The sequence below is a fragment of the Pseudomonas sp. GD04058 genome, assembly GCF_029836855.1.
Classification (GTDB): domain Bacteria; phylum Pseudomonadota; class Gammaproteobacteria; order Pseudomonadales; family Pseudomonadaceae; genus Aquipseudomonas; species Aquipseudomonas bharatica.
Genome location: NZ_JAOECN010000009.1, coordinates 151,811 through 163,377 on the forward strand (window position 1 = coordinate 151,811; position 11,567 = coordinate 163,377).

The window sequence follows — 11,567 nt, forward strand, 5'->3', positions numbered from 1 at the left end:
GGGCGCCGACCCCATCGCGGAGCCCGCCAGAATGTCCAGCCCCGATCCATTCCTGCAGAACTACCGGGCGATCGCCGATGCCATCGCCACCTTGTTCTTCCCCCATGCCGAAGTGGTCCTGCACGACCTGCGCACGCAGAAGATCGACTACATCGCCAACAACCTGTCCAAGCGCGAGATCGGCGACGACGCGGCGCTGGAAGACATGTTCGAGGAGGGCACCGAAGAAACCAATATCGGCCCTTATGAAAAGCTCAACTGGGACGGCCAGAAGATCCGCTCGCTGAGCACCGTGCTGCGCGACCCGTCGGGCCAGCCGCTGGCGGTGCTGTGCATCAACCTGAACATTTCCCTGTTCGAGAACGTCAAGGCGGCACTGGACCTGTTCCTTTCGCCGGGCAAGCTGATTCCGCAGCCGGAATCACTGTTCCGCGATGATTGGCAGGAACGCATCAACACCTTCCTCAACAGCTGGCTGCGCCAGCGTCAGCTCAGCCTCAACCTGCTCACCCGCGATCACAAGCGCGAGCTGGTCCTGGCCCTGCATGCCGAAGGCGCGTTCAAGGGCAAGAGTGCGGCCAACTATGTGGCCAATGTGCTGAACATGGGGCGGGCGACGGTGTACAAGCACCTGAAGGAGCTCAAGGCCTGACCAGCGTCAGGCCCTGGCTTGGGGCGACAGATCAGTCGCCGTAGATATCGGTCTTGAAGTACTTGGCCTGGATCTTCTGGTACTCGCCATTGGCGCGAATCGCATCGATGGCCTTGTTCAGTTCCGCGACCAGCTCGGTATTGCCCTTGCGCACGGCGATCCCGGCGCCTTCACCGACGAACTTGGGATCCTTCAGTTCCGGGCCGACGAACGCGAAGCCCTTGCCCTTGTCGCTCTCGAGGAAGCCCAACTGCAGCGGGATGGTGTCGGCGAAAACGCCGTCGAGCCGGCCCGAGGCCATGTCCATGAAGATTTCTTCGTTGGTGGTGTAGCGCACCACTTCAACGCCCTTGGGCACCAGCACCGCAGTGACATAACGGTCGGTGGTGGTCGCCCGCTGCACGCCGATGCGCTTGCCTTTCAGGGCTTCGTACTGGTCATCGACCTGGCTGCCCTCCTTCATCGCCAGGCGCGCCCCGGTGAAGTAGTACTTGTGGGTGAAGTCCACGGATTTCTTGCGCTCCTCGGTGATGGTGATCGAAGACAGCGCGGCGTCGATCTTCTTCACCTTCAGCGATGGGATCAGGCCATCGTATTCCTGTTCGGTCCACTTGCACTCGACCTTCATCTCGGCGCACAGGGCGTTGCCGATGTCGTAGTCGAAGCCGGCGATATTGCCGTCCGGGGTCTTGTAGGCGAACGGTGGATAGGCCGCCTCGATGCCGATGCGCAGGGTCTTTTCCGCGGCGAACAGCGGGCTGCTGGCCAGCAGGCCGAGGGCCAGGCCGGCGATCAGGTGGGTGGTCTTCATGATGGGGCTCTCTCGCTCGTTGTTGTGTTGGGGGTGACAAGACAGAGGAAAGGAGTCGGGCGCGACGGCCCGTGGTTATTTGTACTTGTTAATCCATACTGGACTTTATCGTATGGAAACACAACAACCTCAATTGCGAGAACAACACAAAACCCTGTGTGTGGCTTGCCAGCTCCCACAGGGTTTTGCATGGTTTTCAGAAGTGCTGTCTACCAACGCCCCGCCGCATCGGTATCGCTCTGCTTGCCCTCGACCCAGCGCTCCCCTTCGCTGGTCTGCTCCTTCTTCCAGAACGGTGCCCGGGTCTTGAGGTAGTCCATGATGAAATTGCAGGCGTCGAACGCCGCCTGGCGATGGGCGCTGGCGACGCCGACGAAGACGATCGGCTCGCCTGGCTGCAGAGCCCCGACCCGGTGCAGTACCTCGACCTTGAGCAACGGCCAGCGCTGCCCGGCCTCGGTCACGATCTTGCCCAGGGCCTTTTCGGTCATGCCCGGGTAGTGCTCGAGAAACATCCCGGCCACATCAAGCCCATCATTGAAATCGCGGACATAGCCGACAAACGCCACCACCGCGCCAACACCGACATTGGCCGCATGCATGGCATTGGTTTCCGCTCCCGGGTCGAAAGGCGCAGCCTGTACCCTGACGCTCATCTCAACCTCCGGTAACCGGCGGGAAGAAAGCCACTTCGTCGCCGTCTGCAAGGGTTTCGTCCGTCCTGCACAGATCCTGGTTGCGCGCGCACATCAGGTTCTGCCCGGCCAGCACCGCATAGGCCTCGCCCTTGCCGAGCAGGGCCTGGCGCACATCCTCGATACGGGCGAAATCGCCTTCCAGCGTTTCGCCATCGAGCCCCAGCACCTCGCGGTAGCGGGCGAAATACACGACATTGATCTTCATTGCGCATCAGCCTGGTAATGGCCGCTCTTGCCGCCGAGTTTCTCCAGCAGACGCACGCTCTCGATGGTCATGCCGCGGTCCACCGCCTTGCACATGTCATAGATGGTCAGCGCGGCGACGCTGGCCGCCGTCAGCGCCTCCATTTCCACCCCGGTCTGCCCGGACAGCTTGCAGCGCGCAACGATATGCACGCAGTCGCTGCCCTCGGCGCTCAGCTCGACCTTCACCCCGGTCAGCATCAGCGGATGGCACAGCGGAATGAGATCACTGGTTTTCTTCGCCGCCTGGATGCCGGCGATACGCGCCACGGCGAACACATCGCCCTTGGGATGGGCACCGTCGACGATCATGCTCAGGGTCTGCGGCAGCATGCGCACACGCGCTTCGGCCACGGCTTCGCGGAAGGTCACGGCCTTGTCGGTCACATCGACCATCGCGGCACGGCCCTGGGAATCGAGATGAGTCAGCACAGAGGGAACTCCTGATCGGGGGTGGGGATTGTAAACCCGCGAGTCAGGATCTGGCAGCGAAAAAAAGCCGGGCGGCGCTTGGCCGCCCGGTGCTGTCGTTTACAGATGCGACTCGGCGTACTCCGCCAGGATCGACCGCGGCACCCCTTGCAAGGTGATATGCACCCCGTTCGGGAAGTCCTTGAAGCGCTCGGTGAGGTAGGTCAGGCCCGAGCTGGTGGCCGAAAGGTAGGGCGTGTCGATCTGCGCCAGGTTGCCCAGGCAGATCACCTTGGAGCCTGCACCGGCACGGGTGATGATGGTTTTCATCTGGTGCGGGGTGAGGTTCTGGCATTCGTCGATGAGGATCAGGCTTTGCTGGAAGCTGCGCCCGCGGATGTAGTTCAGGGATTTGAACTGCAACGGGACCCTTTCGAGAATGTATTCGACACTGCCGTGCGTGCTCTCGTCATCCATGTGCAGGGCTTCGAGGTTGTCGGTGATGGCGCCGAGCCACGGTTCCATCTTTTCCGCCTCGGTGCCGGGCAGGAAGCCGATTTCCTGGTCCAGGCCCTGCACGCTGCGGGTCGCGATGATGCGCCGGTAGCGCTTGCTGACCATGGTCTGCTCGATCGCGGCAGCCAGCGCCAGGATGGTCTTGCCGGAACCGGCGGCGCCGGTCAGGTTGACCAGGTGGATATCCGGGTCGAGCAAGGCGAACAGCGCCAGGCCCTGGTGGATGTCACGCGGCTTGAGGCCCCAGGCTTCCTGGTGCAGCAGCGGTTCCTGGTGCAGGTCGAGGAGCAGCAGCTCGCTGTCCTTGATGCCCTTGATCCAGCCAACGAAGCCCTGTTCATCGATGATGAACTCGTTGACATGAACCGCCGGCAGGTTGTCGATCAGTTGCACCCGATGCCAGGTACGACCCCGCTCCTGACGGGTTTCGACCTTCGCAACGCGATCCCAGAAGGAGCCCGTCACCGAGTGATAGCCCTTGGATAGCAGGCTGACGTCATCGACCAGTTGGTCGGTGCTGTAGTCCTCGGCGGCGATCCCGCAGGCGCGGGCCTTGAGGCGCATGTTGATGTCTTTGGTCACCAGCACCACGTCGCGATGCTTGTGCTTGCTGCGCAGGTCCAGGACCTGGTTGATGATGATGTTGTCGTTGAGGTGTTCAGGGAGCAGGCGATTGGGTTCGGTGCGCTCGGTCATCAGGATCGACAGCGACCCCTTCGGACCGCTCTTGCCGCGCTGGATGGGGACACCCAGCTCGACATCGGACGGTGTGGCATCGCCCAGGGTCTGGTCGATAAGGCGGATGGCCTGGCGGCATTCGGCGGCGACTGTATGTTTGCCGGTCTTGAGCTTGTCGAGTTCTTCCAGCACCGTCATGGGAATGGCGACGTGGTGTTCTTCGAAATTGAGCAGGGCATTGGGGTCGTGAATCAGGACGTTGGTGTCCAACACATACAGGATTGGCTGGTCGGAGGAAGAAGTGCGTCCTTGGTCATCCATACTCGGTCACCTTATGTGGGGCTACACGATGCGCTACGGCTGCATCGCAGAGTGACGCCGTTCTTCCCGTATCCGCGTCGTTACGGGCGGGAAGTGCACCTGCATAAGGAAGGTCCCTGGAGACGCCACCTGGCTGCAGGATTCGGCCGTCTGACTCCTACATACCGCAAAAACCATTGCAGGAAAAAGCGTTTTTACCGGTTGGTGAAGTTTATTTTTCGCTTTGACGAATAGCCCTTGGCGAGCCGGGAAACCCCGACTACAGTCAGGAGTGGACTGCGTTGAATCCTTTCACCACTCCCCGTCCGATCACTGCCCGGCGAAGTCGCGGCAGTCCTCCCAGCCGATCCCGCTTCGTGCCGTATTGGTCAGCAGCCAGGTCACTACTTCCAGGGCCTTGGGCTGGCTGTCGTTGAGCTGGATCAGGCCGCGACGCCATAGCAGCATCAAGGTCAGGGTGCGCTGCGCCGACCGCTCGGCGGTCAGTGCGCCGAGGTCCTGGGCGTCGATATCCCACAGGGCGACCCTGAGGTTCTGGCTGGCGAAGAAGGCCGGGCTGTCGGCACGACGTTGCCCATAGGGCGGGCGGAACAGCGGCACGTACTGCTCCGGCAGATCGCTCTGCGCCCGCGCCACCCCGCGAATCACCGAGTCCTCCCAGTCCTTCCATTGTGCATGGGAACGGTACTGCCAGCCCTGGGTACCGACGCATTGCCCGCGATACATGTCCCGTATCGCCTGCAGCGACTGCCGGTCGCGGCGGTTCTGCAGGTTCTGTCCGAGAACGAAGAACAGGCCATGCAGCTTCTGCTTGCGCAGGAAGGTGGCCAGCGCTTCGGTATTGCCGGGAATCACGCTGGGGCCGCCGTCGAAGCTGAGCAGGAACAGGCGGTCATTCAGGCGGTCCCCCGTCAGTTCCTGGGGCGAGAAGAGCGCCACTTCGCTGGCAGTCTGAGGGAACAGCGCCGCCTTGCGCAGTATTTCGTTCAGGTAGGCGATATGGAACTGCCGGCTCGGTTCGGCCCAACCGGCATAGAAGGAGTCGGCCTCGACGGCGAAGGTAGCAGCCGTACGGCGCAGGTCGCCGAGGTTTTCCACCACGTAGCAGAACGACGCATCCTGCTCGCAACTTTGCTGGGCCATGTCGTAGTTGCGCCACAGTGTGCGCCACAAGCGCTCACGCACTTCGCGGATCATCGGCATATTGGCCTGGCGCAGTTGCAGCCGGGCGGTAAGGGTCGCGTCGTCGAGGACTTCGCTTTCGCTCAGTACCCGCGCGAAGGAAAGGATCTCGGCCCGCGAGGCCACGTCGAAAAGCACCGGGGTATCCAGGGTCTCCGGCCAGGCAGCACGATCAAAAACGGCAACGGGCTGCACAGCGGCCTGGGCGCCGAAGGCCAGCAGGACGGTCAGGGCGACGAGGGCTTTACGCACGATGAACACTCTTGCATTGATCCGCCGGGCACTATAGCAGCGCTTGTGCCTATCGCCGCGATAGCTGGAGAACATTAGTCGCGCCCCGTAGAATCGCCCGACGATCCAAGGAGCCGACCTTATGCTGACGGTGATTTCCCCCGCCAAGACCCTCGACTACGACACCCCGCCGGTGACCTCGCGCTTCACCCTGCCGCAGTACCTGGACGACTCCCAGGAGCTGATCCTGCAACTGCGCGAGCTGTCTCCGGCGCAGATCAGCGAGCTGATGCACCTTTCCGACAAGCTCGCCGGCCTCAATGCCGCGCGCTTCGGCAGCTGGACCCCGCAGTTCACCCCGGCCAACGCCAAGCAGGCGCTGCTGGCCTTCAAGGGCGACGTCTATACCGGGCTGGATGCCGAAAGCCTGGAAGAGGACGACTTCAGCTACGCCCAGGAACACCTGCGCATGCTCTCCGGCCTCTATGGCCTGCTGCGCCCGCTGGACCTGATGCAGCCCTACCGCCTGGAGATGGGCACCAAGCTGGCCAACGCCCGCGGCAAGGACCTGTACGCCTTCTGGGGCACGCGGATAAGCGAATGGTTGAACCAGGCGCTGGCCGAGCAAGGCGACGACCTGCTGCTCAACCTGGCCAGCAACGAGTATTTCAGCGCGGTGAAACGCAGTGCGCTCAAGGCCCGGGTGATCAATACCGAATTTCGCGACCAGAAGAACGGGCAATACAAGATCATCAGCTTCTACGCCAAGAAAGCCCGGGGCCTGATGAGCCGTTTCGTGATCCAGGAGCGGATCAACGACCCGGAGCAGCTCAAGCAGTTCGACGTGCAGGGGTACTACTACAGTGCCGAGCAGTCGAAACCGGACAATCTGGTGTTCCTGCGGGATCATCCTGACGATTGATCTGCCGTATGGCCGATGGCCTCATCGCTGGCAAGCCAGCTCCCACACCCTGTGGGAGCTGGCTTGCCAGCGATGAGGCCATCATGAACAAAACAAATCCCCCTGACCCACCTCGAAATCGCCAACATCCCGGCGCCAAAAAACCACCCTTCTTGCGTTATCGCAAAACGCCATAAGACCGTTCGTAGTTTTTTGACGAAAAATCCTGAAAAAATTTTTCGTAATGGCACAAAACCATCCCACCCCAAGTTCGTCCCGTATATATCGGGGTGAAACTCCCGCGTGCTATCAGATTGAAAGTATTCCACCATTAAAAAATATTAAAAAATCTTTCACCACGCCTCCCGCACCTCAGGAACTATCCCTCGGATAGCCGCTCATACCACCGGTAACGATTTTCCAGAGCAGCATGTGAGAAATGACTTACATAACAAATATTCCAGTGTGGAAGTTGTACGGACCCAGTCGAGCCTATGCCCGGAACCCGTCCGGAGCACCGCTCAGGCCCAGGAGAAGACGCACTCAAAATTCGTCCTAGTGGTTGATTTCAAAGGATTTAATCCAGTTGAAAGAACAAGCACTGCAGTATTGAAACAGCGGTACTGCAATAAAGACGGCTAGCGTTTGGGGCATGCCCCGTTTTATGGCCATTGGCTGCCTTATTTGAGTGCATGTATTTAAGCGCTCACAACTTACTTATGCCTGCGTGCGAACCCCGGAACTTTCGCTTCGGTTTCGCGCGCCCGAAAAACGGCTGGTAATCAACCCGGTCCGGTTCTTTGAATGGAATCGGCGTAGCTAACTACATGAGGTGAATGCGATGCGTATCAGCATCTTTGGTTTGGGTTATGTGGGTGCAGTCTGTGCCGGTTGCCTGTCTGCCCGGGGCCACGAGGTCATCGGCGTGGATGTTTCCGCAACCAAGATCGACCTGATCAACCAGGGCAAGTCCCCGATCGTCGAACCCGGCCTGGAAACCCTGTTGCAACAGGGTATCGCCAACGGTCGCCTGCGTGGCACCACCGATTTCTCCCAGGCCATCCGCGACAGCGACCTGTCGATGATCTGCGTCGGCACCCCGAGCAAGAAGAACGGCGACCTTGGCCTGGAATACATCGAGTCGGTGTGCCGCGAGATCGGCTTCGTCCTGCGCGAGAAAGCCAGCCGTCACACCATCGTGGTGCGCAGCACCGTACTGCCGGGCACCGTGAAGAACGTGGTGATCCCGATCCTCGAAGACTGCTCGGGCAAGAAGGCCGGCGTCGATTTCGGCGTGGCGGTCAACCCCGAGTTCCTGCGTGAAAGCACCGCGATCAAGGACTACGACCACCCGCCGATGACCGTCATCGGTGAACTGGACAAGGCCAGCGGCGACGTGCTCCAGGCCCTCTACGAGGAACTCGATGCGCCGATCATCCGCAAGGACATCGAAGTCGCCGAGATGATCAAGTACACCTGCAACGTCTGGCACGCGACCAAGGTCACCTTTGCCAACGAGATCGGCAACATCGCCAAGGCCGTCGGCGTCGATGGCCGCGAGGTGATGGACGTGGTCTGCCAGGACAAGGCCCTCAACCTGTCCCAGTACTACATGCGCCCGGGCTTCGCCTTCGGCGGCTCGTGCCTGCCCAAGGACGTGCGCGCCCTCACCTACCGCGCCAGCAGCCTCGACGTGAAGGCACCGCTGCTCGACTCGCTGATGCGCAGCAACGAATCCCAGGTGCAGAACGCCTTCGACATCATCGAAAGCCATGACAAGCGCAAGGTCGCCCTGCTCGGCCTGAGCTTCAAGGCCGGCACCGACGACCTGCGCGAAAGCCCGCTGGTGGAACTGGCCGAACGCCTGATCGGCAAGGGCTACCAGTTGAACATCTACGACCAGAACGTGCAGTACGCCCGGGTCCATGGCGCCAACAAGGACTACATCGAGTCGAAGATCCCCCACGTCTCCTCGCTGCTCAACGACGACTTCCAGAAGGTCATCGACGACGCCGAGATCATCGTCCTGGGCAACCGCGACGAGCAGTTCCGTGCCCTGGCCCAGCAGGCCCCGGCCGGCAAGCAAGTGATCGACCTGGTCGGCTTCATGAGCAAGACCACCTGCCCGGCCAGCCGTACCGAAGGTATCTGCTGGTAAGCAGGCTGCGCGGGGCCGTGCGGCCCCGCGCACTTTTTCGAACGTCCCGTCACCGATACGGATGCTGAACATGCAAAGCCTCAAGCACGGCCTGCTGCAGGCCGCCGGTTGGCTGTTCTACGTGAGCCTGCTCATGCTGATCGCCCTGGCCCTGCCCAACACCCTGTTCGACCCCGACTCCAAGGACTTCCTGTTCCTGATCGGCGCCGTCGGCATCTGGCGCTACTCCATGGGCGCGACCCACTTCGTGCGCGGCATGCTGTTCCTCTACGTGGTCTACCCACGGTTGCGGCGCCAGGTGCGCAAGCTGGGCAAGGCGGCCGATCCGTCCCACGTGTACCTGATGGTCACCAGTTTCCGCATCGACGCCCTGACCACCGCCCAGGTGTACAGCTCGGTCATCCGCGAAGCGATCCAGTGCGGCTACCCGACCACCGTGGTCTGCTCGCTGGTGGAGATGTCCGACGAGCTGCTGATCAAGAGCCTGTGGGCCAAGTACAACCCGCCGGAACACGTCAGCCTGGACTTCGTGCGCATCGCCGGGACCGGCAAGCGCGACGGCCTGGCCTTCGGTTTCCGCGCCATCTCCCGCCACCTGCCGGACGAGAATGCCGTGGTTGCGGTGATCGACGGCGACACCGTGCTCGGCGAAGGCGTGGTACGCAAGACCGTGCCCTGGTTCAAGCTGTTCGGTAATGTCGGCGGCCTGACCACCAACGAATTCTGCGAAGTGCGCGGCGGCTACGTGATGAGCGAATGGCACAAGCTGCGCTTCGCCCAACGTCACATCAACATGTGCTCCATGGCCCTGTCCAAGCGCGTGCTGACCATGACCGGGCGCATGTCGATGTTCCGCGCCACGGTAGTGACCAACCCCGAATTCATCGCCGACGTCGAAAGCGACTCGCTGTACCACTGGCGCCTCGGCCGCTTCAAATTCCTCACCGGCGACGACAAGTCCAGCTGGTTCAGCCTGATGCGCCTGGGCTACGACACCTTCTACGTGCCCGACGCCGACATCAACACCGTCGAGCACCCGCCGGAAAAGAGCTTCTTCAAGGCCAGCCGCAAGCTGATGTACCGCTGGTACGGCAACAACCTGCGGCAGAACTCCCGCGCCCTGGGCCTGGGGATGCGCCGCCTCGGCCTGTTCACCAGCGTGGTGCTGTTCGACCAGCGCGTCTCGATGTGGACCAGCCTGCTCGGCCTGACCGTGGCGCTGATCGCCAGCTTCAAGTTCGGCGGCAAGTTCATCCTCGCCTACCTGCTGTGGATCGGCATCACCCGCCTGATCCTCACGATCATGCTGCTGTGCTCCGGACACAAGATCGGCCCGGCCTACCCGCTGATCCTCTATTACAACCAGATCGTCGGCGCGCTGATGAAGATCTACGTGTTCTTCCGCCTCGACCGCCAGTCCTGGACCCGCCAGCCCACCGCACTCAAACGCGACCTCGCCAGCTTCCAGCAATGGTTCAACACCTGGTCCTCCCGGACCATGACCTTCTCGGCGGCCAGCATCTTCGTTGCTGTGCTGTTCGTGGTCGTGTGAGTCGCCGCAACCCTACGGATCCAACAGGAAAACATCGCCATGAATACCGCCGTGAATGTCAATGTCGTGCATGAGTCCGAAACCCAGCGCCAGCATGCCCGGGTCAAGATCCCGGCCAGGCTGCGCTACCTGAACGCGAACCGCGAGACCGTCGAGGTCAAGGTCGAAGACCTTTCCGCAGGCGGCCTGAGCTTCCACGCCAAACAGCCGCTGCCAGTGGGCGAAGTGATGCGCGGACGCCTGCAATTCACCGTCGACAACCTGGGCCTGTCGATGGATATCGAGTTCCAGGTGCGCTCGCACAACGCGGCCGACGGCCGGACCGGCGTGCAGTTCCAGAACCTCGAGCCACGCGACATCGCCACCTTGCGCCACCTGATCACCTCGCACCTGTCCGGCGAGCTGATCAGCATCGGCGACGTGCTCAGTACCCTGCAGCGCGACAACTTCACCAAGGCACGCAAGCAGAAGAACGACGGCGGCGGCCTCAGCCCGTTGGGCCGCCTGCGCGCCGTGACGTTCAGCCTCGGCGTGTTCGTGGTCGGCGTCGCCGCCTTCGCCTTCATCGCCAAGTCGGTGTACGGCGTGTACTTCGTCAGCCATGCCGAAGCCGGCGTGGTCAGCGTGCCCACCACCCAGGTCACCATGCCGCGCGACGGCACCCTGCAGGCCCTGGTGGAAAACGGTGCCGAGGTCGTCAAGGGCGCGCCGCTGGCTTCGTTCAGCACCAGCATGCTCGACCTGCTCAAGGGCCACCTGGACAACGAGCAACTGGAACCGGCCAAGGTCGAGGAACTGTTCGGCAAGCAGATGAGCGGCACCCTTACCAGCCCATGCGACTGCACCGTAGCCCGCCAACTGGTGGATGACGGCCAGTACGCGGCCAAGGGCGCGGTGATCTTCCAACTGATCCCGCGCACCAGCACCCCGACCATCGACGCACGCTTCAGCTATCGCCAGTTCGACGACGTCAAGCCAGGCACCCGGGTCAACTTCCAGATCGCCGGCGACGGCGAGGAGCGCACCGGGCGCATCGTCAGCAGCGCCAACCTCAACAGCGACGACCTGTCCTCGGACATCCGCGTGCAGATCAAGCCGGATGCACCGCTGCCGAGCCAAATGGTCGGCCTGCCGGCGAGCGTCAACGCCAAGCGCGGCCCGTCGCTGGACTGGCTGATCGACAGCGCCATGGCGCATGGGCTCTGAAGAGGGT

The 11,567-nt window shown here is 62.0% G+C and carries 11 protein-coding genes; 5 read left to right on the forward strand and 6 right to left on the reverse strand.

Features of this window, described 5'->3' with window-relative positions; translation table 11 throughout:
- Positions 1–31 precede the first annotated feature (31 nt).
- Positions 32–652 carry a transcriptional regulator gene (locus N7650_RS10890; protein ID WP_009408172.1) on the forward strand — a complete coding sequence of 207 codons (621 nt, stop codon included), beginning with the start codon at positions 32–34 and terminating at the stop codon, positions 650–652.
- A 31-nt stretch (positions 653–683) separates the two neighbouring features.
- Here N7650_RS10890 and N7650_RS10895 read toward each other — a convergent pair whose 3' ends face one another.
- The 6 genes from N7650_RS10895 to N7650_RS10920 form a co-directional block, all read right to left on the reverse strand.
- Complete coding sequence (locus tag N7650_RS10895) at positions 684–1,463, reverse strand: ABC transporter substrate-binding protein (RefSeq protein WP_064302428.1); 780 nt, start codon at positions 1,461–1,463, stop codon at positions 684–686.
- A gap of 209 nt (positions 1,464–1,672) precedes the next feature.
- The gene (gene moaE / locus N7650_RS10900; protein WP_009408169.1) at positions 1,673–2,119 is read right to left on the reverse strand and encodes a molybdopterin synthase catalytic subunit MoaE; all 447 of its coding nucleotides are present in this window, start codon (positions 2,117–2,119) and stop codon (positions 1,673–1,675) included.
- Between the two features lies 1 nt (position 2,120).
- Positions 2,121–2,366, reverse strand: a complete 246-nt coding sequence (locus N7650_RS10905) for a MoaD/ThiS family protein (RefSeq protein WP_064302426.1) — start codon at positions 2,364–2,366, stop codon at positions 2,121–2,123.
- The gene (moaC, locus tag N7650_RS10910; RefSeq protein ID WP_009408165.1) at positions 2,363–2,836 is read right to left on the reverse strand and encodes a cyclic pyranopterin monophosphate synthase MoaC; all 474 of its coding nucleotides are present in this window, start codon (positions 2,834–2,836) and stop codon (positions 2,363–2,365) included. Before moaC ends, N7650_RS10905 begins: the two co-directional genes overlap by 4 nt.
- 99 nt (positions 2,837–2,935) lie before the next feature.
- Positions 2,936–4,330 carry a PhoH family protein gene (locus tag N7650_RS10915; protein WP_009408163.1) on the reverse strand — a complete coding sequence of 465 codons (1,395 nt, stop codon included), beginning with the start codon at positions 4,328–4,330 and terminating at the stop codon, positions 2,936–2,938.
- Between the two features lie 309 nt (positions 4,331–4,639).
- Complete coding sequence (locus N7650_RS10920) at positions 4,640–5,773, reverse strand: polysaccharide deacetylase family protein (protein WP_279898154.1); 1,134 nt, start codon at positions 5,771–5,773, stop codon at positions 4,640–4,642.
- 112 nt (positions 5,774–5,885) lie between these two features.
- On the opposite strand from N7650_RS10920, the gene yaaA reads away from it, so the two are divergent.
- The 4 genes from yaaA to N7650_RS10940 all read left to right on the forward strand — a co-directional run bounded on the left by yaaA (position 5,886) and on the right by N7650_RS10940 (position 11,560).
- Positions 5,886–6,665, forward strand: a complete 780-nt coding sequence (yaaA, locus tag N7650_RS10925) for a peroxide stress protein YaaA (protein WP_009395029.1) — start codon at positions 5,886–5,888, stop codon at positions 6,663–6,665.
- 820 nt (positions 6,666–7,485) lie between these two features.
- Positions 7,486–8,802: a UDP-glucose/GDP-mannose dehydrogenase family protein gene (locus N7650_RS10930; protein ID WP_009395030.1), complete on the forward strand. Its 1,317-nt coding sequence runs from the start codon at positions 7,486–7,488 to the stop codon at positions 8,800–8,802.
- A 70-nt stretch (positions 8,803–8,872) separates the two neighbouring features.
- Positions 8,873–10,354 carry a mannuronan synthase gene (gene alg8, locus N7650_RS10935; RefSeq protein WP_009395031.1) on the forward strand — a complete coding sequence of 494 codons (1,482 nt, stop codon included), beginning with the start codon at positions 8,873–8,875 and terminating at the stop codon, positions 10,352–10,354.
- Positions 10,355–10,393: 39 nt separating this feature from the next.
- Positions 10,394–11,560: an alginate biosynthesis protein Alg44 gene (locus tag N7650_RS10940; protein WP_009395032.1), complete on the forward strand. Its 1,167-nt coding sequence runs from the start codon at positions 10,394–10,396 to the stop codon at positions 11,558–11,560.
- Positions 11,561–11,567: the final 7 nt, after the last annotated feature.

Bases quoted from the DNA above. Each gene is read 5' to 3' on its own strand.
- N7650_RS10890 (WP_009408172.1), top strand. From the start codon at position 32: ATGTCCAGCCCCGATCCATTCCTGCAGAACTACCGGGCGATCGCCGAT.
- N7650_RS10895 (WP_064302428.1), bottom strand. From the start codon at position 1,463: ATGAAGACCACCCACCTGATCGCCGGCCTGGCCCTCGGCCTGCTGGCC.
- moaE (WP_009408169.1), bottom strand. From the start codon at position 2,119: ATGAGCGTCAGGGTACAGGCTGCGCCTTTCGACCCGGGAGCGGAAACC.
- N7650_RS10905 (WP_064302426.1), bottom strand. From the start codon at position 2,366: ATGAAGATCAATGTCGTGTATTTCGCCCGCTACCGCGAGGTGCTGGGG.
- N7650_RS10915 (WP_009408163.1), bottom strand. From the start codon at position 4,330: ATGGATGACCAAGGACGCACTTCTTCCTCCGACCAGCCAATCCTGTAT.
- yaaA (WP_009395029.1), top strand. From the start codon at position 5,886: ATGCTGACGGTGATTTCCCCCGCCAAGACCCTCGACTACGACACCCCG.
- N7650_RS10930 (WP_009395030.1), top strand. From the start codon at position 7,486: ATGCGTATCAGCATCTTTGGTTTGGGTTATGTGGGTGCAGTCTGTGCC.
- alg8 (WP_009395031.1), top strand. From the start codon at position 8,873: ATGCAAAGCCTCAAGCACGGCCTGCTGCAGGCCGCCGGTTGGCTGTTC.
- N7650_RS10940 (WP_009395032.1), top strand. From the start codon at position 10,394: ATGAATACCGCCGTGAATGTCAATGTCGTGCATGAGTCCGAAACCCAG.